We start from the raw sequence: 23,480 nt of genomic DNA, 5'->3' as shown, positions 1-23,480 counted from the left end.
TATGCTTAACCGAGTTGTATTAGTCGGAAGACTGACAAAAGACCCAGAGCTTCGTTATACGCCAAGCGGTGCGGCTGTCGCCACGTTTACTCTTGCTGTGAATCGTACATTCACGAACCAGTCCGGAGAACGTGAAGCCGATTTCATTAATTGTGTCACTTGGAGAAGACAAGCCGAAAACGTTGCAAACTTTCTTAAAAAAGGAAGCCTTGCCGGCGTAGACGGCCGACTCCAGACAAGAAATTATGAAAATCAGCAGGGACAGCGTGTCTTCGTGACAGAAGTCCAAGCTGAAAGTGTTCAATTTCTTGAGCCTAAAAACAGCGGCGGTTCTGGATCAGGCGGATACAACGAAGGAAACAGCGGCGGAGGCCAATACTTTGGCGGAGGCCAAAATGATAATCCGTTCAGCGGAAATCAGAACAACCAGAGACGAAATCAAGGGAACAGCTTTAATGATGATCCATTTGCCAACGACGGCAAGCCGATTGACATCTCGGATGATGATCTTCCGTTCTAATAGATTATCGCTATATTCATAACGAGAAAGGTGGGAAATGACAATGGCAGGAGGACGCAGAGGCGGTCGTGCGAAACGCCGTAAGGTTTGTTACTTCACTTCTAACGGCATTACGCACATCGATTACAAAGATGTAGATCTTCTTAGAAAGTTTGTTTCTGAGCGTGGTAAAATCTTACCTCGCCGTGTAACTGGAACAAATGCGAAATACCAACGTAAATTGACTATCGCGATCAAACGCGCACGTCAAATGGCTTTACTTCCATACGTAACTGGCGAGTAAGCCGAAAGAAAAGAGCAAGAGCCTGCGGGCTCCTGCTCTTTTTTTATATCAGTCCTCCTCCATCCTGCCGAAATGTTTCACATGAAACATGGAAGTGCTTCTTACTCCTTTGTTATCTTGCTCCTCTATTCAAATACGCGTACTTATGCAATGAATTTGTTTATACTGAAGAACAGGGGGTGGTGAGATGGAGACAGACAGAAATATCCTGACTGATGAAAAGTGGGGCGCAATCATACGCAATGATGCTTCTTATGACGGGGCATTTTATTATGCAGTAAAAACGACGGGGATTTTCTGCCGGCCTTCTTGTAAATCGAGAGTTCCGAATAAAGAAAACGTGCTGGTGTTTGATACGGCTGATGCAGCGCTTGATAAACATTTTCGTCCCTGTAAAAGGTGCCGGCCGAACGGTCTTCGTCTTCCTGATGAAGAATGGATTGCTCAAATCATTGAGTACATTGACCGCCATTATCACGAATCTCTGACTCTGAGTGTACTGGCCGAAATGTGTCACGGCAGCCCCTATCATTTACAGCGGACATTTAAAAAAATCAGGGGAATATCCCCGATTGAGTATATACAGAAAAGAAGATTGTCGAAGGCGGAACACCTTTTAAAGCATACTGATATGACAGTCATGGAGATCGCTCTGACGGTCGGAATTCCAAACACAGCGCATTTCGCCACTCTTTTTAAAAAGAGAACCGGAAATTCGCCCACAGAATACCGAAAAACTGCCGGAATGGGAAAGGGAGGTTCAATATGAGTAAAGAGACAATGGTCTATTGGACACTTTTCACACGGAATGATTGGAGCCTGTATACAGCCGCCACATCTAAGGGGCTATGCTTTATAGGTTCAAATCATGGAAGCTTTGAAGAGCTTGAGCAGTGGGCAAAAAAATCACTGCCGCAATACCGATTGGCACGTGATGATGAGAAGCTGGCGTCTTACACGGCAGAGCTGTCCGAGTACATCGAAAATGGCAGATCAGCTTTTTCAGTGCCGGTGGATCTTTACGGGACAGAATTTCAGCTTGCTGTATGGAAAGCGCTTATGGACATACCGTACGGCGAGACATACTCCTATTCGGATATAGCAGAAATGATTCAGAAACCGGCAGCCGTAAGAGCCGTGGGCGCCGCAATCGGGAAAAATCCGGTATTGATTACGGTTCCGTGCCATCGCGTCATCGGAAAAAACGGAAAACTGACCGGATTCAGAGGCGGTTTAGAAATGAAAAAGCAGCTGCTGGCATTAGAGGGCGGAAACATTGAAACACTGGAATGACGGCTGAGCCGGACAGGAGGGAACACATGAAACTGATTTCTTGGAATGTAAACGGCTTACGTGCTGTGATGAAAAAGATAGATATCAATACTTACGTTCAGGAAACGGAAGCCGATATTTTATGTCTGCAAGAAACGAAAGTACAGGACGGACAAGTATCATTACAGCTTGAAGGGTATCATGGCTATTGGAACTATGCGGTGAAAAAAGGCTACTCAGGCACGGCTGTTTTTTCGAAAGAAAAGCCGCTGCACGTGTTTTATGGATTGGGAATTGATGATCATGATCAAGAAGGACGGGTGATCACACTTGAATTTGAGAACCTGTTCGTCGTCAACTGTTATACGCCGAATGCCAAACGCGGATTAGAGCGAATTGATTACCGTCTTCAATGGGAAGCCGATTTTAAGGAGTATCTGCAGAAGCTTGACCGGAAGAAGCCCGTGATATTATGCGGCGATCTGAATGTCGCACACAGGGAGATAGACTTGAAAAATCCGAAAGCCAACCGGAAGAACGCCGGTTTCTCGGATCAGGAGCGGGAAGCGTTCAGTGCCCTGCTGAACACCGGATTTACCGACTCATTCCGCTATTTATATCCTGATCGGGAAGGCGCCTATTCCTGGTGGTCTTACAGGACGAACGCACGTGAGAAAAACATCGGCTGGCGGCTTGATTACGTCATTGTTTCAGACAGACTGAAGACGCGGATCAGCCAAGCGGCCATTTGTGCCGATATCATGGGTTCTGACCATTGCCCTGTTGAAATGACAGTGGATTTATGATGAGATAGCAGTAAGAGAAATCCACTCTTGCTGCTTTTTTATCACCGAAAATGGAGGAGCACATGGCAAATATAAAAGAGATTGCGAAACTGGCGAATGTGTCGGTGGCCACCGTATCACGCGTATTAAACCGACACCCGTACGTATCTGAGGAGAAAAGGCGTCTTGTGAATCAAGTGATGAAGGAGCTGGATTATACCCCTAATCGAACTGCCATTGATCTGATTCGCGGAAAGACCAATACGATCGGCGTGATATTGCCGTACAGTGACCATCCCTGCTTTGACAAAATTGTAAACGGTATCACGAAGGAAGCGTTTGCCCATGATTACGTGACAACCCTTCTCCCCACCAACTATGACCCCGCTATAGAGATGACCTATTTCGAACTGCTGAAAATGAAAAAGATTGACGGACTGATTGTCACGTCCCGCGCGAATGAATGGGAAACAGCCGTGCCTTACCTGGAATACGGTCCCATTGTCGCTTGTGAATATACGCAGCATCAAGAGATTCCCTGCGCTTATAATGACAGGCAGGCAGCTTACAGAGAAAGCTTTTTGTATTTGAAAAACCGCGGACATCAAGACGTTGCTTTTACATGTGTGCGGGAAGCGGAAAAAAGCCCGAGTACGGCCGACAAGGTAACAGCATATAAGGCCGTTTTCGGCTCTCTTGATGAAACCCGCATTCTGGTCGGATGCCATGATATGGACGACGGAAAGCGGGCAGGTGAACACTTCTGGGGTTTCGACAAGGCGCCGACGGCCATCTATGCGCACAGTGATGACGTGGCTGCCGGCTTGTACCAGTTTGCGAAAGAACAGAAATGGGACGCGGAGATCATCGGCGAGGGAAATCTGAGCGTCAGCCGGGCATTGAATATCCCATCTCTGGAACTTCATTTGGAACGGGTCGGAAGGGAAGCATTTTTGCTATTTTTGCACGGAGAAACGGCTAAAAAACAAATTATGCATCAATTTCAGCGGGAAAAGTCTTGAGCTGAAATGGGTTTCATGCTTTATAACTAGATTGAGAAAAAAAGGAGGCGGACATATGCGAATTGAACATGCGGCCATATGGGTGAAAGATTTAGAACGGATGAAAGAATTTTATGAGAAATACTTCGGCGCCAAGGCCAATGACCTTTATCATAATGAGAAAAAAGATTTCAAATCGTATTTTCTTTCGTTTGACTCCGGATGCAGGCTGGAACTTATGAAAAAAGGCGGCATTGATGAAGCTCCGTCACAGAATATGACCGGATGGGCGCATCTCGCATTTTCTACAGGCAGCAAGGAGCGGGTGAATGAATTGACGGAGACGTTTAAAAACGACGGATTTCAGGTTGTAAGCGGCCCGCGCGTGACGGGTGACGGATATTATGAGAGCGTGATAGAGGATGGGGAAGGCAATTTGATAGAAATCACAGTGTAACAGTGCGGGGGAACCCGCACTGTTTTATTGATTAAATTTGCTGAGCATTAGTTTTCGGACCGAAGAGAATTAACAAAACGGAACATAGAAGCCAGCAGCCGCCGATGAACAAAAAGACGCTGATGTAGCCGAGCTTAACGGCAATAAATCCGACGAGCAGGGAGCCGAATATATTGGAAAAACGGCCGAGCCCGTATGCCAGCCCGCTCCCGGCCGAGCGATATTCCGTAGGATACGGCTCCGATGTATATGCGTATAAGTTTGAGGTGAATACCCGTTCCGTGACGTTGACGACAAATCCAAACACAATAATCATGACGGGAATAAACGTCATGCCGTATAACAGTCCGGCAATGGCAGTCAGAAAAGCGCTTGCGGCCAGAATCCATTTTCTTTGGAACGTCTCGGATATCATGGAACCGAGCAATGCGCCAAGCGGTGCGCCGACAGAGTGAAGCACATTGTACCACAGCGTTTTTTCCATGGTGATACCGTTGCTTTTCAGCAGGCTGGGCACCCATGAAGCAAAGCCGTAAAAGCCAAAGGTTTCAAGAATCCATACCGCTGACAGGATGATGGTGATCTTTAAATTCCTGCCCTGAAACAGCCCTAAGTAGCCTGCGTGCTTCACTGTATGTACTTCTGCCGCCTCTTTTGGCGCGGGAAGCGGGCCTTTTTCTTTCTCTATACGTGCTTCAAGACGGTTCATAATGGCGTTTGCCTGATCATATGCGCCCCGATTTTCGTGCCATCGCGGCGATTCCTCAAGCCGGCGGATAAAAAAGAAATAAATGAGACCGGCCGCCCCCCATACGAATACGAGCCGCCACCCCCATGAGCCTAAAGGAATGACAAAAGCGGAAACAACGTTTGTGACGGGAACGCCGATCAGTCCGATCATGGCGCAAAAGGAGATGTATTTTCCCCGTACGGATGATGGAAAAAATTCCGCCAAATAGCTGTTCGTCACAATCATGGCGGCCGCGACGCCGAGCCCGGTCAAGAAGCGGAAAATCATTAAGGACGGAATGTCCCATGCCAGCGCATTCAGAAAAGATGAGATCGAAAAGACAAGGACAAAACAATTCAGCGCTTTTTTCCTGCCGATCCGATCGGACAGCCTTCCGCCGATGGAGGCGCCTAAAAACATGCCCAGGAAGGATGCGGCCGTGATGTCGGCAATGACGGACAGCTTCACGCCCCAATGCTCAATCAGCGCCGGAGCCACGTTGCTGAGCGTAAACAGATCAGCGAGATCGAAAAAATAGATGATTCCGAGAGCGGTTAATACTTGATAGTGCACACGCGAAATGGGGAGACGGTCTAATCGGTTCGCTACATTTGAGAATGTCTGATGTTTCATAAAAAACCCCCTGATTTAGCAGTTGTAATCAGAAAATACTGTAAATTTATCTGACGAATACATTATAAAGGTCTTTTTTTGGCAAAAACAGAGTGTAAATAACCAGAGCCAAAGGAAACGGCATAGCGCTTTCTTCTTAAAATATATAACATTTCCTATATCTGTTTCTGTTTATATTGTAAAATGTTGAAGGAAAGGAAGTTGATGCATAAATATGAATACATTTGTACGGCCCGCAGAGGGAAGAAATAGTGTATCGAGATATCTTCTTTCTCTGTTGCTCATTGTGGGTTTGTTCTTTTTCGGAAGCATACTGACCGTGTTTTATATGTTTCTCACGTCCGCTTTCAATCCTTCACTGACGATAAATTGGGATGAGGCGGCATTAAGTGACCCGCTGGCGGATATTTATTTACAGCATATCGTCTATTTCATAGCGATTCCGGGCATTTGGATAGCGGTTCGTTTCATTATGAAGCGGCGTTTTTTATCCATCATTACACCGAATCAGTCGCTGAACTGGAAGAGAATTTTCTTTGGATTCGGCACATATGTTGTGCTGATGTTTGTCGCGGGGCTGATTGATTTTCTAATTCATCCGGATCGTTTCACGCTTCAGGAATTCCATGCTTCACGTTTTCTGCTGCTGTTAGCGGCAGCCGTCTTGTTGGTTCCGATTCAAACCTCTGCGGAGGAATTTCTCTTTCGCGGTTTTCTGCTACAGTTCGCCGGAAAATTGACGGCAAACGCGGTGGTTCTGACGGTCATTATCGGCGGATTATTCGGCGCACTTCATTTCGGAAATCCGGAGATGGATAATGGGGCTCTATGGGCGGGAATCGGATATGTCACCATCGGCATGATCTGGACCTTTATCACGGTTAAAACGGGCAGTCTGGAGATGTCCCTTGGCGGTCACGCTGCCAATAATATGTTTTTATTTATCTTTCTCACAGAGGATCATTCGGTGTACGGCGGCATTCCGTCGGTATTTACAACAGCAGCCGGGGGCTATGAAATATACGATTGCATATCGACTCTGGTGATCAATATCATCTTCGCATGGCTCGCGTTCCGTTTTGTGAAAAAAGAAAAGCAGCAGGCCGCCTAGGCTCTGCTGCTGATTTGTAAGGTGTTCATCGCTTCATCAATATCCGTCGTCGGCCTCCGGCAGGCGAAATTCTCACAAATGTAGACTGTTGTCTTTCCGTCGATCATTTGATAACCCGCGGCAAAGTCAGAAATGCCAGCAAGCTCATCCGGATGTTCTGCGGCGAGAATCGTATAGGCGGGAGTGAAATGCTCCTGAAGCGCCTCAATGAAACGTTTTCTGTCCGGGTCATCTTTCCTTCCGAACACAACGATTTCTTTTTGGGGCATTGTGTGTGCCAGTACGCTTTGCATGAAGAAAGCGTTGCTGCTCGGATAGGCCTCTATTTCCCGTTTGAACACGGAAAACATCACTTCGGCTTTTTCAATCAGTGATACATCACCCGTCAGGCGGCCGAGACGAAGCAGCTGTACGGCAGCCGCGCTGTTTCCGGAAGGCACGGCCCCGTCATAAACCTCTTTTTCCCTGACAAGAAGGGTCTCAGCATCATTCCCCGTAAAGAAGAAACCCCCGTGCCGTTCATCCCAGAACAGCTCCAGCATGCTTGTACATAACGTTTTCGCTTTCTGCAGATAAGACGGATGAAAACCCGCTTCATACAGTTCAAGATAAGCCCAGATGAGAAAAGCGTAATCATCGATAAACCCTTTGTTTTTCACTTCGCCCTCGCGATAGCGGACCATGACGCGCCCGTCCGGCATGAGGTGCCGTTCGAGAAAGCGGATCGCTGTTTCCGCCATGCTGAGATAGTCAGGCTCGTGAAAGACCTTTGCGGCTTTTGCCAGCCCGGCAATCATGAGCGCGTTCCATGAGGTCAGCACTTTGTCATCTGTATGCGGATAGCTTCTGTTTTCACGCGCTTCCAGCAATTTTGTTCTTGCCTCTTCAAGACGTTCGCCCAGCTCATGTCCGGTGAGGCCGGTCTCTTCGAGGATGGCCTCACGCCGCGTGAAAATGAGGTGCGGGATGTTTTCGCCTTCAAAATTGCCTTGATCTGTGATGTTATACACCTTGCAATAAAGCGGGCCGAGTTTATCACCGAGAAGATTCATGATTTCTTTTTTGGACCATATGTAATATTTCCCCTCACGGCCTTCGGTATCAGCGTCTAAAGCTGAGAAAAAGCTGCCGTCTTCATGCATCATTTCCCGCTGAATAAACGTTACGATCTGCATCGCAATCTGTTTGTAGCGCTCATTACCTGTGACTTGATAGGCTTCCGTATAGGCGGTCAGGAGAAGGGCGTTGTCATACAGCATTTTCTCAAAATGCGGCACGAGCCATTCATTATCAGTCGAGTAGCGGGCAAATCCGAACCCGATGTGATCAAAAATTCCGCCGTTCGCCATGCCGTCGAGTGTCTTGGTTACGCCGGCCAAAGCCTGTTCCTTGCCCGTATAGCTGTAGTAGCGGAGCAGAAACATGAGCATATGCGGCATCGGAAATTTCGGAGCCTGGCCGAACCCGCCGTACACCGTGTCAAACCCGCCGGCCAGCTGGCGATACGTGTCATGAACCGCCTGTTCGCCAAGCATGCCCTCAGCCGGGTGAACCTTGACTTCAAGATGAGCGGCGGCGTTTTCAGCGATATCCTCGACATGCTGCCGGTCATTCGCAAACGTTTCGGACAGATGTTCAAGCACATCGATAAAGCCTGGACGGTTAAATTTGCTCGTCTTCGGAAAATACGTCCCCGCATAAAACGGCTTCTGATCTGGTGTGACGAACACGTTCAGCGGCCACCCGCCCTGCCCCGTCATCAGCTGGCAGATTCTCATATACACGGAATCCACATCAGGGCGCTCCTCACGATCAACCTTGATGGCTATGAATTTATCGTTTAACATACCGGCGATCTCTTCGTCCTCAAAGGACTCGTGAGCCATTACGTGACACCAATGACAAGTTCGCTAAGCTACCCGTACCCAATAGATAAGAGAACAGGTTTATTCTCTCGTTTCGCTTTTTCAAATGCTTCATCGCACCAAGGATACCAATCCACGGGATTATAAGCATGTTGGAGTAAGTACGGTGACTTCTCGTCGATTAATCTATTGGGTACTTTTTTATTTGGCATGGGATCACCTTCTTTCGTTCGTATTACCGTTGATATATCTTTACTGTACCATAAAGATGTGCAGTCTATTCTTTATTTGTTTCTGTCTAAAGAAAACTAGTCTGTAGTTGACAGAATGGACAAGGTGCCTGACAACTGATATAGAGCTATGCGCCTAATCCAAAAGCTTTCATAACAAAGATAACAACAGGCGGAATGATAAGTGACGGCAGAAGATTTAAGGTTTTACATTTTTTAATTCCCAAAATGCTTAACCCCGAGCTTAGTATCAGTATTCCGCCCACAATTGTTATTTCATTAATCATGTCTGCACTTAATGCACTCTCCATTACTTTTGCAAATAAATAGAGTGAGCCTTGCCAGGCAAATAACACAACAGCAGATAAGGCTATTCCAAAGCCAAACGCTGATGCGAGAACAATAGAAGTGATGCCATCCAACATACCGTTTGTAAGAAGATAAGTGGAATCATCATGGATCGCGGATTCAATGGGCCCTAATATCGACAATGATCCCATGCAAAACAATAAGATTGCAGTTGATAAGCCTTCAGCTAAGTTATTTTTAGAGAACTTGCTGACTAGATGGTTGAATCTAAGTTCCAAATTTACAAACTGTCCAAGTAGTCCGCCAACAGCTAAACTTACAATAAAAAGAATAGGGTATTTACTATCCGATAAATGCTGTGTAATGGCGTTTATTCCTAATCCAACTGCAACAAACCCCATCGCTTGCATAAGAATATCTTGATATTCACCTTTCATTCCTTTCTTGAATAGCCCTCCGAGTAAACATCCTGCGAAGATCATAAATGTGTTAAAAATTGTTCCAATCATGTGCTTTCTCCCCCAATAAAGTGTGCTTTTAAAAAAATAAACTCTCCAGTAACTAGAGAGTCAAGGGATTATTTAATGGGCAGCATGATTTCGGTCACATAATGATCCGGATTATTAGTAACACCATAATCAATTAACGTTATCTCAATGGAGTCGGCCGCTAACTCCAGATGATGCTTTTTCATATATGTCAGTAACTTTTTATAATATTGTTTGGCCTCTTTATGCGACCCCTTAAACCTGATTTGTAAATATTCATTTGATGGTAAGGTGATTACTGATGGGGGCAAATCATGCTCGTCTTCTAAGATCATAAAAATACTGGAGTAACGATCAAACTTATGCGCTTTTAGGTTTGACACTGAAATCGATAATCCAATCTTTCCTAAAAATATGTCTTCTTTAATAGTAAGATCATTTCTCAATTCTGTTAGAGAGTGTTCAATATCATGACCTAGAATATACTCATGCTGTAAATAAGCGACACGCAACTCCGGAAGTTTGATTTTTGTAATTTTGTCTAACGGTTTATTAACGGCATCTTCTATTTTGTTTAAACGGCGGGTGATCTTTTTTTCAATAAGCTCTAATTCCCTTTTTTTACGATCGATTTCGGTTTTTTGGTTTTTCAGTAATTGAATTAAGGTATCTGCATTGTGGGAATTATAAAAATCTAGGAGTTTGTTTATTGGCAAGCCTAAAGCCCGCAAATATTTGATTGTATCCAGTCTCTCAAACTGCTCTGTAGAATAGTATCTGTAGTTATTTTGCTTGTCTTTGTATGCAGGTTTCAAAAGACCGATCTCATCATAATATCTGAGAGTGGATATTTTGACGTGAAATAACCTGGATACCTCTCCGATAGAGAAAAAATTCTTCATGATCATAATCCTTCTGATTTCATTTGTCTTAATAAACCTGTAAAAAATGGTTTTATCAACATTATAATATTCAGCAATTTAAAGATAAAGCATCCCCTCTGGATAGAAAAATTTTAATGGAGGGAATTGGAGAGGATTATATGGTAATCTGCGTGGCGTCAGTGGCAAGTCGAATAGCCGATGCTGACAAGAACCGGCTTGTTTAAGCGTTTCGCTTTTTCGAAGGCCTCTTCTCCCCAAGGGTGCCAGTTTACGGGGTTGTGGGCGTGTTGGAGTAAATAAGGAGACTTCTCCGTGATTAAACTGTTGGGTTTACTATTGTTTGGCATGGGCTCACCTCTTTCTATTCATATTTGTATGTTTAACATACCACAATCCTCTAAAATAATTCATACACTCAACTTTGTGAACCACACCCAAGTCATTAAAAAGGAGAATGGCTTACGACTCTATTTTCAGGGTTAAACTTCATCTACCTTATTGCTTTTTAGATAAGAAATAAGGATTTAAAATCTTTATCATTTTATTTACTGTTAGATAAGTGAAACACACCCCAACGACTGTAACTGCGCCGCCCAGAAGAGAAATAAACGCAGGTACCTCACCTTAACCACACCCAAGAAATGACCAAGGTTATAGCGGGTGTTAGGTAAAGTGAAATGGCTGCTTCTGAAGCACCGACGAGTGAAGTGACATACGCAAGTGCAAAGTAAGGCACAACCGTTGGTAATAAGCCTAAGTAAACGATAGACAATGTTGAGTTCATTGAAGCGTTCAAAACCTCTTCCCCTAAGCCAGGCAGAAATACAAGCATAGGTATTGTCCCGCCCCAAATAGTGAATGTAACGAATGGGATAAATCCATATTTTTTTATATAGCGGGCTTGAAAAACGAAATAAATACTCTCCGAAAAAGCTGCCAGCAGGATTAACAAAATGCCGTTCACTGAATTTGTATAGTTTCCTGCCCCGAAAGAAATGATCGACACACCCAATAAACTTATGATAGAGCCAATCCATTTATAAAGCCCAAAATGTTCACCAAAAAACAGACGAGATAACATTGCAGAAAAAATAGGTGTCATGGTCACGAGTAAGCTCGCAACTCCTGCACTAACTGTTTTTTCTCCGATATTCAGCAAAATGTGATATAGCGCAAAACCTAAAAATCCTAACAATAAAATAGCAGGGATATCCTTCATGTCAGGCAAACGCATATGAGTCAAAACAGCAAAAACCAACAATGCCATTGACCCAATCAACAAGCGAAACAAAGCAAGGTGTTCCGGCGTGTAACTCTCAAGACCCGCGCGAATTCCCGGGAAAGCTGATGCCCACAACCCAATCATCAGACTGTAAGATATGCCGATTCGAACTGTTTTCTTTCTCATCTTTCTCACTCCTCTTTACAAAAACCAACCAGTTATTTAATGTTTTTCTATATTAATAAAGATTTGAGGAGATGACTTCAACCAGTTAAATAGATTTTGACCCAACCACTTTAGTTTTTAAGGAGGATCCTTTTTATGAGCGCTCCAGAAGAAAAAAAGATGAGAAAGCTTCCTAAGTACATACAAATCATTCAATTTATAAAAGAGAAAATAGGAAATGGAGAATGGCCGATCGGAAGTAAGATTCCAAGCCAGCGCACGCTTGCCAAACAACTTGAGGTGAACAGGAGCACAGTCATTACAGCTTTAGAGGAATTGATGGCGGATGGATTAATCGAAGGCAGAATGGGCAAAGGGACAGTTGTTACGAACAATACATGGACACTTTTGGCTAAGAATTCCGCCCCCGATTGGGATCAGTATGTAACCTCCGGAATTCAGCAGCCAAGCCAAAAAATCGTTCAAGAGATCAATAAATCAGAATCAAATTCTGATCTTATACAGCTCAGTAAAGGAGAACTTTCACATGAGATTTTTCCTTTAGCTGTTATGAAAGAGATCATGGGAAAGGTATCTCAAAACATAGAGGCATTCGGATATGAGGAACCAAAAGGATATTTACCTTTGAGAGAGGCATTAAGCGGCTATTTAAGAACAATCGGCATTCAAGCTTCTCCTTCTTCCATTCTTATTGTTTCTGGAGCGCTGCAAGCCTTACAGCTTATATCAATGGGGCTTTTACAAAGGGGATCGACCGTTTATCTTGATCAGCCTTCCTATCTTTATTCATTACACGTCTTTCAATCAGCCGGGATGAAGCTGACTGGAGTTCCTATGGATCATGATGGACTTTTGCCGGAACATATCCGCATGGCAAGGGGGGAGCGGGGGAGGGCTATCTTATATACAAATCCTTGTTTTCATAACCCGACAGGTATTTTAATGTCAAAAAAGAGACGAGAAGAAATCCTTGCGGCAAGTGAGAATGCACAGCTTCCCATTATTGAAGATGACATTTATCGTGAGTTATGGATCGATGAGATTCCTCCAGATCCTATTAAAACAATTGATAAAAATGGGCATGTGCTTTACATAGGCAGCTTATCGAAAACATTAAGTCCGGGCTTGAGGATTGGATGGATCGTCGGGCCGGAACCAGTGATTGAACGTTTATCCGACATAAAAATGCAAACAGATTACGGCTCCAGTTCGTTATCCCAGAGAGTAGCGGCTGAGTGGTTTACATCCGGTGAATACCAGCAGCATCTAGAACAGGTGAGAAGTCAATTAAAGGTGAGAAGAGAATTGGCCTTGAGTGTTTTAGAAACTCATTTGAAAGATGTGGCGACATGGAATATCCCAAAGGGAGGATTCTTTGTCTGGGTAAAAATATTGCCTTCCATATCCATGAAATTACTTTATACCAAAGCCTTATCAAAAGGGATACTTCTCAATCTCGGCAGTATCTATGCTCAAGAAAAAGGGAATTATATTCGCTTATCATATGCTTATGCATCTCTTGAAGACCTTCAAAAGGGAATTTATGAATTGGGTTTGATGATTAAGGAATTGGCAAGCAGACAAATTTAAAAGACAGCGGCATATCGGAATTCAAACTGCATGGTTCGTTTTAAACTTGGCGAATCGGGATGCAGTGAGTGACAAGGCAGAGGTAGATAAGAAAGTTAAAGGAGGTCAGAATATTCTAATCTCCTTTAACTTCGGCCAATCGTGCATCCTTAATATACTAAAGATTAAAAAGGAAGAAGTCCGGCCGTTTGTTATTCGGTTAAGCCAGCTCTTTTGTCATTAAGACATGCGGGATGCCGTCTTCCATAAATTCCGGTGAATCTGTCTGATAGCCCAGTTTGTGATAAAAGCCTTCCGCATGTGTTTGTCCATGCAGTTTACATTGGGTGATGCCTTTTTCTTTTACCATGTTTTCTAATTCGCTTATGATTACTTTGCCCAACCCGTATTTACGGTAAGGTTTCAGGATGCAGATTCGTTCGAGCTTGCCTGTATGGTTTACGATGCGGACCCGTCCTGTGCCGGCAGGCTGATTTTCATGATAAACCAAGACATGCCCGCACTGTTCCTCAAGCGTATCGAACTGATCAAATTCATCGGATTCAGGTACTTGCTGTTCCTCAATGAATACTGCTTTTCTAATCTCAAGCGCTGCTTGCAAATCAATTTCCGTTGTTATTCTTATGATCCTCATGATCAATCAATCCTTTTCACATATTAATCTGGACTGCACGGCTTGCTTGTGGTCTTATAGAAGTAACGATAAAACAATTATATTGCAAATGCAACAAAAACATGAAAGGTTTGAAAAGATATGACTGATATTTTGCGGGAAATCGGCATGATCGCACGGGCATTGGATTCCATCAGCAATATTGAATTTAAGGAATTAGACTTAACAAAGGGGCAGTATCTCTATCTTGTGCGTATATGTGAAAACCCGGGAGTGATACAGGAAAAACTGGCGGAAATGATTAAAGTTGACCGAACAACAGCGGCGAGAGCGATCAAGAAACTGGAAATACAAGGATTTGTTGAAAAGCGTCCTGATGATCAAAATAAAAAAATAAAAAAACTGTTCCCGACCGAAAAAGGGAGAAAGGTTTATCCGTTATTGCAAAGAGAAGGAGAGCACTCTGCGGAAGTAGCCCTGTCCGGCTTTACGTCTGAGGAAAAAGAAACCATTTTCAGCCTTCTTCAGCGGGTGAGAAAAAATATAGAGCATGATTGGGAATATGTGAAGAAGGGAAACAAAAGAGACTATTAATGGATGATAATCCCTTTTACTGAATAATTGCGTTGTGAATGATTAAAGTCATAAATGGATACGTTATCTGTGAAATCTCCTTCCTCGGTTCCTGCTTCAACTAGCCGATAGGCTTATTTTTAACGAAAAGTATCAATTATGGTATATTTAAATAAGACAAAATAATTGAAGCGGGGAATGATATGAGTACAATCGAAAAACAAAGACGTAAGAAATTCAGAGCGAAATCAATCGTACGGGCCATCATGGTCATCATCGGCGGAATTATTGCCGCGTATGGACTGGAAACCGTACTGATTCCGAATAGTGTATCTGACGGCGGTGTAACCGGACTCAGCATTGTCGGTTCACAGCTCTTTCATTTGCCTCTTGGGATCTTGATTGCGGTGATCAATATACCGTTTGTCTGGTTAGGATATAAGCAAATCGGGAAAGGTTTTGCGTTTCTATCAATTATCGGTATTGTCTCACTTGCCGCGGGCACGAGTTTTTTCCACCACACGCCGGCTATCATTGAGGGAGATACCCTGTTAATCACCGTTGTCGGCGGGATTATTCTCGGCTTGGGAATGGGATTGGCATTGCGCAACGGCGGCGCCTTAGATGGTATTGATATGCTGGCTGTGCTGCTGTCACGGAAACTGCCGTTTGGCACGAGTGATCTCATTTTATTTTTAAACATTTTTGTGTTTATTTTTGTTTCTTTTGTATTCGGGCTGCAAGGCGCATTGCTTTCCGTCATTGCTTACTACATCGCATCCAAGGTGATCCATGTGGTTGAGGAAGGCTTAAGCGGTTCTAAAACATTTCAGATTATCACCAACGAGCCTGCATTAATGGTAGAGACCATTCGTGAAGAATTGGGCCGGAGCGCTACGTATAAAGAAGCATACGGCGGTTTTTCTCATGAAAAATTCAAAGAAATCACATGTGTCATCAACCGTTTGGAAGAAACCAAACTGAAGGAAATTATTAATGACATTGATAATCAAGCCTTTGTGACGGTATATGATGTCGCTGAAGTAAAAGGCAGTAATTTCAGAAAAATCCATAATCATTAAGAAGCGAGCTGCCGTTCACCGGCAGCTTTTTTTAAAAAAGGAGAAAACACTTGCAAAAAAAGAATAACGGATGTATATTATTGATATATCAAACATTGACTAGTCAATTAATTGCGCAAAAGAAAGTAGGGATGGGTTTTGACAGCATGTTGTTCAGAGGAAGGCGAGATTTTGTATCAGCTCCAATCACTGCACAAAGTGATCGGCACGAAGTTTGAAGCGTGCACCGGAATCAGCCAATCCCGCCTTGAGCTTCTCGCCGTGCTTTTTTACGTCGATGAGATCAGCCAAAGCGATCTTCAGAAAAAGGTGAATATTGACGGCGCAGCCGTGACAAGACACTTGAAACAGCTTGAAGCCAAAGAAATGGTCACAAGAAGGCGGAAGCCCGAGGACAACCGAATTATACTTGTCCGGCTTACTGATCAGGGGCGGGAGAGAATTGAGGCTTCCAAAAAGGAGAAAGAGCGTTTCATAAAGGAAATGCTTGCCGGTGTCAGCGAGGAAGAACGCAGTATGTTAAAAAACGTATTGTCACAGATGCAGAATAATATAGAAAATATGAAAGCATAGGAGTGTTTTACACATGAAAACAGAACTGAAAACAAACGATTTTATGGACATTATGAAAGGCCGCCGTTCCATTCGGAATTACGATCCGGCTGTAAAAATCAGCAAAGAAGAAATGACTCAAATATTGGAAGAAGCAACGACAGCGCCGTCTTCAGTCAACGCGCAGCCATGGCGTTTTCTCGTCATTGACAGCCCTGAAGGAAAAGAAAAACTCGCGCCGCTTGCCAGCTTTAACCAAACACAGGTCAGCACATCATCTGCGGTGATCGCGGTTTTCGCAGATATGAACAGTGATGACTATTTAGAAGAAATTTATTCAAAAGCGGTCGAACTGGGCTACATGCCGCAGGAAGTAAAAGACAGACAAATCGCTGCGTTGACGGCGCATTTTGAAAAACTGCCGGAGCAAGTGAACCGTGAAACGATTCTAATCGACGGAGGTCTTGTTTCCATGCAGCTGATGCTTACGGCACGTGCGCACGGCTATGATACAAACCCGATCGGCGGCTATGATAAAGAAAAGATTGCCGAGGTTTTCGGAATGGATAAAGAGCGTTATGTACCGGTCATGCTGTTATCAATCGGAAAAGCGGCAGACGAAGGATATGCTTCCTACCGTCTTCCTATCGAAACGATCGCACAATGGAAATAAGGTTGAAGTGAAGCTGAGAGGAGAGGGACAGTGGACATAATTGCGGCTGTTTTCGTCGGAATTGTAGCTTTAGAACATATATTTATCATGATACTTGAAATGTTTTTTATCAATTCGAAGGCTGCCAAGCGGTCTTTCAAATTGCCAAAGCATTTAGAAGGTGATCGGAATGTGGCGGTCATGTTTGCAAATCAAGGTCTGTATAATGGATTTCTGGCTGCCGGCCTCATTTGGGGACTGATCCTCGGAGCTGATCCGATTGGCCATATGATTCAAATGTTTTTCGTTATTTGTGTGGTCATCGCGGCCATTTTCGGAGGCTTTACTTCAAACAAATCAATTATCGTAAAACAAGGACTTCCGGCTGTTTTAGCGCTTATTTTTCTTTTATTGGCGTAGCAGACGGAGTGAGGGCTTCCGGAAAGGAAGCCCTCTTTTTTTATTCTGTTTTGAAAATCATTTCTTATATCCATCACTATAGATTGGGGAATGTCAAATCAGCGGGGGCAAGCAATGGATTGCAGTCGCTTGGAATGAGTATGGTTCCGGATGTGATCAGCTCGTTTCAACACATATATCCTTATGTCAATTTTCAGTTGAACCAAGCGTCAAATCAGCTGTCACTCCTTCTTAATTGTTATTTGCTGAAATAGATGGACGGACTCCATGTCAATCTGTTTTTTTAAAAAAAAGCTGATCGGCAAATATGGTATGATTTACATAATCAGGGAGTGGGGTTGCAGAGGATGAATATGAAGAGAGCGTATTACGCTATTTTATACAGCCAGACCGCTATCAACTTGGGGTTTTCACTTTATACGATGGCCGTCATCTTGTTTTTGTTTACAAAAACCGGTTCGACGGCGATGGCCTCTCTTATGACGCTCGTCAGCATTGTATGCCGCGTATTGGGCAGCGCCGTTTTGCCGCTGGTCACCGGCCGGTTTACGCTTCGGTCTTTGTTGATCGGTTCTCAATTGATGCAGGTGACACTGTTAGTCTGTTTGTTTTTTGTCATCCAAACCGGTTCATCCGCATTCTTTTTTCTGCTGTTTTGTCTGATCGGAGGCATTTCTTTTTGCAACGGATGGTTTGCTCCGATAAAAAGCGCGCTGATTGGGGAAATCATTCCACCTGATCGAAGGGCGAAAGCGAACAGTTTATTATCTGCGGCGGATCAGACCGTTCAGTTTGCGGGGTGGTCTCTGGGCGGCGTCATCATAGCGTTCCTGGGAGAGAGCGATACAATGATCGTCACTGTCATGTTATTGGTTTCTTCGGTGTTGGGCATTATTCTGTTTCTTCAAGTACGCATGTGTGCGCCGGCAGCAGTCAGGAAACGTTCCCTTTTTGCAGATGCGGCAAGCGGCTGGGTGTATTTATTTCAGCAAAAACAGCTCAGGGTTCTCATTGTGATGGATGTGATCGAATCGTGGGCAGGCATGATATGGATCGGGTCTGTGTCCTTGACTTATGTGCATGACGTCCTTCATAAAGGAGAGGCTTGGTGGGGGTATGTCAACGGAGTCTATTATGCAGGGACGATGATCGGAGGACTGATCATCTATAAGTTATCCGGTAAGTTTCAGCATCATCTCATTCCGCTTATGCTGACGGGAGCCTTGGCATATGGAATGTTCACGTTTATTTACGGGCTGATCACAAGCGCCGTTACGGCCCTTTTTCTGGTGCTGTGTATGGGGCCGGCTTGTGTATTACGAGATCTCACGCAGGAAACATTACTTCAAAACATCACGACCGAAAAGACACGGGTCAATATATTAGCGGCGAGATCAGCTTTAGTTCAGTTCATTTTTATGTTTTCCATTATCGGAACGGGGATTATCTCAGATGTATTCGGCGTGCGGTTTATTTATATTGGCGCAGGCCTTCTCTTATTAATTTCGGCTTTTATCGGATTTTCTCAGCTGCGAATGAAGAAAATGGTACAGAGCGGCATGTAGTGTAGTATAATTAGGAACGTACGTTCTATATCGAGAGAGGAGAGGGTAATGTGGGACATCTGGCACTGCAATTGTATGATTATCATCTTTGGGCAAATCAGCAAATATTCACCCGGCTTAAAGAGCTTCCGGAGGATGTGTACCGTAAGGAGATTCAAAGTGTCTTTCCGTCGATAGCCGGTGTATTGACTCATGTGTATCTGTCCGATAAGGGGTGGTTTGATGTGTTCTCCGGAGAGCGTCTGGAGGATACGCTGAAATCAGCTGAACAGCAAAAAGGGGACATCTTGTCTAAAGAGATAGAAGAGCTGGAAGATCTATTTTTGGAATTATCAGACCGGTATCAACTATTTTTGCAGAAGGAGGAAAATATCAGCCTCCCCCTTGAAATAGAGCATCCGTCAGGTGACATCATGAAAACCGCAGCTGCCGATATGATCCTACATGTTGTGAACCACGGAACGTATCATCGCGGGAATATAACAGCCATGCTCAGACAGATGGGGTATGCTTCTGTGCCGACGGATTACGGTATTTATTTATATATAAACAAAAAGTAAACAAGACAGCCAACGCGGCTGTCTTGTGATATCCGTAAAAAAGCCAAATCATATGAGTGATTTGGCTTTTTCGTTTGCTATGCCATGTTTTGCAGCCGTTCTAAACTGTTTTTCCAATTCGCTTCAAGCGCTGTAAAAGCAGCGGCGGCATCTTGCTGTTCTAATGCGTGAATGATATCAGAGTGTTCATTATATGATCTGTTTAAAGCGCCGCTTTCACTGAAATAGCGGATTTCCAGTCTCTGAATTTTGACTTTCAGGCTTACTAGCAATTTGTGAAGTTCAGCGTTGTCCGCAAGCAGAATGATGCGATGGTGAAATGCATTATCCGCTTCCAGAACGGCCATTTTATCGCCGTCTTTCATCGTTTGAAGAAGATTTTCATTCAGCTGTTTCAATTCTTGAATCACGGCATCGTCCATACGCGGGAGGGCTTGCTGCAATGCGAGTTTCTCAAGCGTCCAGACGATGGAATACAAGTTTTCCGCTTCTTTTAACTCAATCGGAGCGACAAGCGTCCATCTGTTCGCTTTTGTTATCACCAAGCCGTCATCTTCCAGCCGCAATAAGGCTTCCCGTATCGGGGTGCGGCTGATTCCCAATGTTTCCGACAAATCCTTGTCCTTTAACTTTGTTTCCGGTTTGAGCTTGCCCGTTATGATCCAGTTTCTGAGTGTGCGATACACTTCGTCCCGCATGATGGTTCTTTTCAGCACAGGTTCTTTGTTTTGATTATCCAATGGAACACCTCATGAATCGTAGTATACATATTTGCATTTTACCACAGTCCGGGCGCCGGTTAGAAATGAAGAGGGACGTCTAAGGATGAATCGAACCGAGATGCTTCATCTCAATATGCTGAAAGTCAGCGGAGCCGCCTTCAGAAAAGAGCGTGATTCCCTGATCTTCGTGTTTTGGGAACACTTCATTTGTCAAAACGGTTTTTCCGTCGTCTGCAAATACTTCAATACTGGTTTTATCTACGAGAATTTTCAGATGAACGCGCCCTTTGTTTCCGTCAAATGGGGCTTTGCTTTCGACGTATGCGCCGGTTTTATCAGGCTGGTCTGTAAACGATCTGTTCACATAGGCACAGCCGTCTTCTGCTGAAATACCGACATCAATATGCCGGCTTTGGTCTGCTGATTCTCTGAGTCTGACGCCTGCATTTTTGATATCTGACCAAGCGATATCCATATCAAGCTGATATGTGTCACCTTTGATCGGCAGTGTCTCTGAACCGTTCACCTGTTTGTGTTCTATGCTGTCAGTTGAAGAGGTTAATTGGTTCAATGCTTCAACCGGCTCTGACACAAGGCTGTATGTGCCGCCGTCCTGCTGCTGAAGACGGATTTCACGGACGATAGAATCCGTGCCGTTAAAGCCGTTTTTTAGTGTCGGTGTTTCATTCGGATAATCCCAATTGTTCATCCATGCCAGCGCATAGCGTTTTGTCAGCGGATCTTCGCTATTACCGTCTTCAAATGTGACGCCGCCGTACCAGTCAAAGCCGTAATCGAGCCATTGCGGTTCTTCTTGATCGGCGGTAAATTCCTTCCCGTCAAAGTTTCCGGTCCAATACGCGTACGTATTCGGTTTGCCTGCGGGTTTGCCGTTTGCGCTTGCGCCCAGAACCCATTTGGCTGTTCCGTCATCTGCACGCATCATATAAAGGTCGGGGCATTCGACGAGGCCGATCTGCTGAGTGATAAAGCCGCCCGTGTATTTCCAATTTTTTAAATCGGGTGATTCATAAAAACCGATTTTTTCTCCTTCGGCCATGGCCATCACCCATTTGTCATCCTGTTCATCCCAGATCACTTTCGGGTCCCGGAAATCCTTAGTTCCCGGGTTTTTCATAACGGGCTGATCACTATAGGAAGTAAACGTTTTTCCCTTATCCGTGCTGTACCATAAATATTGTTCCTGGGCTTTTGTTTTGGCAGTCGGCTGCGTTGTGACGGCGACCAGCGCGTTTTTGCCGAAGCCCGCCGTGTTGTGTTTATCAATGACGACAGAACCGGACCATATATCGCCGTTTTCGTTGGTGTATTTCGGAATAGCCGTGCCTTCGTCCGTCCAGTGCACCAAGTCCTCTGATACGGCGTGCCGCCATTCTGTGCCGTTGCCGTTCGGGTAATCCCGATTATAAAGATAGTAGTAATGATATTTCCCCTCGAAAAAAATGGGCTTTTGAGGGTCGTTTTTCCATTTGTCCGGGGTCGTAAAATGATACGCCGCCCGGTAATCCTTCTTATGCTCCGTGTTTGTGTCAGAGGAATTGTGGGTTTTGTTCGGCAGTAAGCCGACAAACAGGAACGCACCCAAAAAGATCAATATTACAACGGGCCATTTTCGAGCCATGATTGAGTTCACCATCTTGTTGAGAAATAAAAGAAAATGCCAATGAAGTATCGGCATTTTCTTTTTGTTGTTATTAGTTGTTAACCGTAAGCTGTCCTTGTTCAAGGATGCTGTTTTTAACAACGGATGTTTTCTTGCCTTTGATGTTCATTAAGAAGCTTGGCGCAAATGTCGCCTTTTTATCCTCAAAGAAGCCTCTGTTTGTCATGTAGCTTGTGATCACGACATTGTTGCCTTTGGCTTGCGGCACTGCGAAGTGAGAGTAAGTGAACGTTACATCGTTAGGATCAAGACCCATTTGCAGGACAAGACCAGTTTTGTTCAGCGGCTTGTAAGGACCTGTTAAAGAGTTTGATACATAACCAAGCATGTAAATATCGTTTGAGTTAATACCGTCGATCGTCATTTTTGAACCGCGTGAATCAGTGAACAGGTACCATTTGCCGTTCATTTTGAAAACATTCGCGCGCTCGATTTCATCAGTTACCGTGTTTGAAGTGATCAGCGGCTTCATGACTTTTTTCAATGTGTAATCATCGTTTAACTCTACCATACCGAGGGCGCCGTTCGCTAATTCAGCATCGCGTTTTTTAGCGCTTTGCTGAAGCTTCTGACTTTCTTTACGGAAGAAGTTTGTGCTGCCGCCGTAGTACGCTTTGTTAAATAAAGATTCTTCGCCTTGGTATCCGTTTTCTGTTCCCGTGTTGGCTTCGAATACAAGGTATTTATGGCCTTTGTCTTCAACGTAGTGAGGGTCTCTCAGCGTATGGTTGTCGCCGGATGTATAGTTCCCTTCATCGATAAACTGCTGAACGTTTTGATATGTTTTTCCGTCGCCGTCAAAAATCGTTTTATGATCTTCGACTCCGTTGATCTTGAGCGTGTCATCAGATTTTGACACATTTACCTGCGCCGTTGTCAGGCTTTGTTTGCCGTAATGTTTACCGGAAAAGTCAGTGTAGAATAAACGGATTTTTCCGTCAGATGTAAAGGTTGCAGAACCGGACCATTCTTGTGTCTGTTCTTTCAGGATTTCATCATTGGCGTCGAACTTATCGCTGTCTTTAAAGACACGGCCGGCGTTTTTCCAGCTGTCGATCGAGTTGTCGCCGACTTTTTGGTAAAACATGTAGATGGATGTGTCATCAGCGTCTTTCGGGCTTCCGGCAAGAGCAAACACGACGTGATAGCCATTGTATTCAGCTACTGTTCCGTCAGCGTTTTGGAGCGGCCAGCTGTCCCACACATCCAGTCCTTTCGCGGACTCGATATTTTTAATTGTTGATGGGTCGAATTGAGGAACTTGGTATTTTTCACTTTGCTGCTGTTTAGGGATCTGCAGCATATCATGGCGTGTGATATGAGAGACGCCGTACGTTTCTTTGTAAGGTTTTTGGGTATTTTCTTTCGCGAAGGCTTGAGTCGCTCCCCCTGCCAGAAGTGCAGTCGTAAAAGTTAGAACTGTGGCTCGTTTTGCAAATTTTTTGATGTTCATGTTCATGTCTCCTTTTGTATGTACCTTTTTTTGCGATC

The 23,480-nt window shown here is 44.4% G+C and carries 24 protein-coding genes and 3 pseudogenes; 16 read left to right on the top strand and 11 right to left on the bottom strand.

Annotated elements, in window-relative coordinates:
• Position 1: 1 nt before the first annotated feature.
• The 7 genes from ssbA to ACWJJ5_RS04845 all read left to right on the top strand — a co-directional run bounded on the left by ssbA (position 2) and on the right by ACWJJ5_RS04845 (position 4,318).
• Positions 2–520 carry a single-stranded DNA-binding protein SsbA gene (gene ssbA, locus ACWJJ5_RS04875; RefSeq protein WP_173612866.1) on the top strand — a complete coding sequence of 173 codons (519 nt, stop codon included), beginning with the start codon at positions 2–4 and terminating at the stop codon, positions 518–520.
• A gap of 43 nt (positions 521–563) precedes the next feature.
• Positions 564–803, top strand: coding sequence for a 30S ribosomal protein S18 (rpsR, locus tag ACWJJ5_RS04870; RefSeq protein WP_004392983.1), 240 nt, complete (start codon positions 564–566; stop codon positions 801–803).
• Positions 804–990: 187 nt separating this feature from the next.
• The gene (locus tag ACWJJ5_RS04865; protein ID WP_173612867.1) at positions 991–1,572 is read left to right on the top strand and encodes a bifunctional transcriptional activator/DNA repair enzyme AdaA; all 582 of its coding nucleotides are present in this window, start codon (positions 991–993) and stop codon (positions 1,570–1,572) included.
• Complete coding sequence (locus tag ACWJJ5_RS04860) at positions 1,569–2,096, top strand: methylated-DNA--[protein]-cysteine S-methyltransferase (protein ID WP_173612868.1); 528 nt, start codon at positions 1,569–1,571, stop codon at positions 2,094–2,096. Before ACWJJ5_RS04865 ends, ACWJJ5_RS04860 begins: the two co-directional genes overlap by 4 nt.
• A gap of 26 nt (positions 2,097–2,122) precedes the next feature.
• Entirely contained in the window at positions 2,123–2,881 is a 759-nt protein-coding gene (xth, locus tag ACWJJ5_RS04855) for an exodeoxyribonuclease III (protein ID WP_048367905.1), read from the top strand.
• Positions 2,882–2,943: 62 nt separating this feature from the next.
• Positions 2,944–3,882, top strand: coding sequence for a LacI family DNA-binding transcriptional regulator (locus ACWJJ5_RS04850; protein WP_077723119.1), 939 nt, complete (start codon positions 2,944–2,946; stop codon positions 3,880–3,882).
• A gap of 55 nt (positions 3,883–3,937) precedes the next feature.
• Positions 3,938–4,318 carry a VOC family protein gene (locus ACWJJ5_RS04845; RefSeq protein WP_004392999.1) on the top strand — a complete coding sequence of 127 codons (381 nt, stop codon included), beginning with the start codon at positions 3,938–3,940 and terminating at the stop codon, positions 4,316–4,318.
• Between the two features lie 31 nt (positions 4,319–4,349).
• On the opposite strand, the gene ACWJJ5_RS04840 is transcribed toward ACWJJ5_RS04845, so the two are convergent.
• Positions 4,350–5,681, bottom strand: a complete 1,332-nt coding sequence (locus tag ACWJJ5_RS04840) for an MFS transporter (RefSeq protein WP_004393001.1) — start codon at positions 5,679–5,681, stop codon at positions 4,350–4,352.
• 214 nt (positions 5,682–5,895) lie between these two features.
• Here ACWJJ5_RS04840 and ACWJJ5_RS04835 point away from each other — a divergent pair, with 214 nt between their 5' ends.
• Entirely contained in the window at positions 5,896–6,792 is an 897-nt protein-coding gene (locus tag ACWJJ5_RS04835) for a CPBP family intramembrane glutamic endopeptidase (RefSeq protein ID WP_102422139.1), read from the top strand.
• Here the strand turns inward: ACWJJ5_RS04835 and ACWJJ5_RS04830 are convergent.
• The 6 genes and pseudogenes from ACWJJ5_RS04830 to ACWJJ5_RS04805 all read right to left on the bottom strand — a co-directional run bounded on the left by ACWJJ5_RS04830 (position 6,789) and on the right by ACWJJ5_RS04805 (position 11,976).
• The gene (locus tag ACWJJ5_RS04830; protein WP_070082668.1) at positions 6,789–8,678 is read right to left on the bottom strand and encodes a thioredoxin domain-containing protein; all 1,890 of its coding nucleotides are present in this window, start codon (positions 8,676–8,678) and stop codon (positions 6,789–6,791) included. The two genes, ACWJJ5_RS04835 and ACWJJ5_RS04830, sit on opposite strands and share 4 nt — an antisense overlap.
• Positions 8,679–8,713: 35 nt before the next feature.
• Positions 8,714–8,869: pseudogene (locus tag ACWJJ5_RS04825) on the bottom strand (DUF255 domain-containing protein); the annotation flags it as partial.
• A 146-nt stretch (positions 8,870–9,015) separates the two neighbouring features.
• Complete coding sequence (locus ACWJJ5_RS04820; RefSeq protein WP_049627734.1) at positions 9,016–9,705, bottom strand: DUF554 domain-containing protein; 690 nt, start codon at positions 9,703–9,705, stop codon at positions 9,016–9,018.
• 68 nt (positions 9,706–9,773) lie between these two features.
• Entirely contained in the window at positions 9,774–10,586 is an 813-nt protein-coding gene (locus ACWJJ5_RS04815; protein WP_048367898.1) for a MerR family transcriptional regulator, read from the bottom strand.
• A gap of 161 nt (positions 10,587–10,747) precedes the next feature.
• Positions 10,748–10,915, bottom strand: a pseudogene (locus tag ACWJJ5_RS04810) (DUF255 domain-containing protein); the annotation flags it as partial.
• 148 nt (positions 10,916–11,063) lie between these two features.
• Positions 11,064–11,976 (bottom strand): annotated as a pseudogene (locus ACWJJ5_RS04805) (DMT family transporter).
• 135 nt (positions 11,977–12,111) lie between these two features.
• Between ACWJJ5_RS04805 and pdxR the strand changes: the two are divergent.
• Positions 12,112–13,566, top strand: a complete 1,455-nt coding sequence (pdxR, locus tag ACWJJ5_RS04800; protein ID WP_454022242.1) for a MocR-like pyridoxine biosynthesis transcription factor PdxR — start codon at positions 12,112–12,114, stop codon at positions 13,564–13,566.
• A 199-nt stretch (positions 13,567–13,765) separates the two neighbouring features.
• Here pdxR and ACWJJ5_RS04795 read toward each other — a convergent pair whose 3' ends face one another.
• A complete protein-coding gene (locus ACWJJ5_RS04795) occupies positions 13,766–14,200 on the bottom strand; it encodes a GNAT family N-acetyltransferase (RefSeq protein ID WP_070082665.1) in 435 nt (144 codons plus the stop codon).
• 120 nt (positions 14,201–14,320) lie between these two features.
• On the opposite strand from ACWJJ5_RS04795, the gene ACWJJ5_RS04790 reads away from it, so the two are divergent.
• The 7 genes from ACWJJ5_RS04790 to ACWJJ5_RS04760 all read left to right on the top strand — a co-directional run bounded on the left by ACWJJ5_RS04790 (position 14,321) and on the right by ACWJJ5_RS04760 (position 19,583).
• Positions 14,321–14,773 (top strand): MarR family winged helix-turn-helix transcriptional regulator, encoded by a 453-nt coding sequence (locus ACWJJ5_RS04790; protein WP_014306189.1) that lies wholly within the window; start codon positions 14,321–14,323, stop codon positions 14,771–14,773.
• Positions 14,774–14,955: 182 nt separating this feature from the next.
• Positions 14,956–15,834, top strand: coding sequence for a YitT family protein (locus ACWJJ5_RS04785; protein WP_014306188.1), 879 nt, complete (start codon positions 14,956–14,958; stop codon positions 15,832–15,834).
• Positions 15,835–15,972: 138 nt separating this feature from the next.
• Positions 15,973–16,407 (top strand): MarR family winged helix-turn-helix transcriptional regulator, encoded by a 435-nt coding sequence (locus ACWJJ5_RS04780; RefSeq protein WP_004393037.1) that lies wholly within the window; start codon positions 15,973–15,975, stop codon positions 16,405–16,407.
• Between the two features lie 13 nt (positions 16,408–16,420).
• Positions 16,421–17,059, top strand: a complete 639-nt coding sequence (locus ACWJJ5_RS04775; RefSeq protein WP_004393039.1) for a nitroreductase family protein — start codon at positions 16,421–16,423, stop codon at positions 17,057–17,059.
• 30 nt (positions 17,060–17,089) lie between these two features.
• On the top strand, positions 17,090–17,458 hold the full coding sequence (locus ACWJJ5_RS04770; protein ID WP_004393040.1) for a DUF1304 domain-containing protein: 369 nt from the start codon (positions 17,090–17,092) through the stop codon (positions 17,456–17,458).
• 347 nt (positions 17,459–17,805) lie between these two features.
• Positions 17,806–19,023 carry an MFS transporter gene (locus ACWJJ5_RS04765; protein WP_454022241.1) on the top strand — a complete coding sequence of 406 codons (1,218 nt, stop codon included), beginning with the start codon at positions 17,806–17,808 and terminating at the stop codon, positions 19,021–19,023.
• 50 nt (positions 19,024–19,073) lie between these two features.
• A complete protein-coding gene (locus ACWJJ5_RS04760) occupies positions 19,074–19,583 on the top strand; it encodes a DinB family protein (RefSeq protein WP_070082663.1) in 510 nt (169 codons plus the stop codon).
• 77 nt (positions 19,584–19,660) lie between these two features.
• Here the strand turns inward: ACWJJ5_RS04760 and ACWJJ5_RS04755 are convergent, their stop codons facing one another.
• From ACWJJ5_RS04755 to ACWJJ5_RS04745, 3 genes are all read right to left on the bottom strand, one after another.
• Positions 19,661–20,323: a GntR family transcriptional regulator gene (locus ACWJJ5_RS04755; RefSeq protein WP_044052745.1), complete on the bottom strand. Its 663-nt coding sequence runs from the start codon at positions 20,321–20,323 to the stop codon at positions 19,661–19,663.
• A 79-nt stretch (positions 20,324–20,402) separates the two neighbouring features.
• Positions 20,403–21,959, bottom strand: coding sequence for a glycoside hydrolase family 32 protein (locus ACWJJ5_RS04750; RefSeq protein ID WP_204530134.1), 1,557 nt, complete (start codon positions 21,957–21,959; stop codon positions 20,403–20,405).
• 61 nt (positions 21,960–22,020) lie between these two features.
• Positions 22,021–23,442, bottom strand: a complete 1,422-nt coding sequence (locus ACWJJ5_RS04745; RefSeq protein ID WP_014306184.1) for a glycoside hydrolase family 68 protein — start codon at positions 23,440–23,442, stop codon at positions 22,021–22,023.
• Between the last annotated feature and the right edge of the window lie 38 nt (positions 23,443–23,480).

It is taken from the genome of Bacillus sp. JK74 (assembly GCF_053663395.1).
This window is presented reverse-complemented; position numbering and strand designations above follow the sequence as displayed.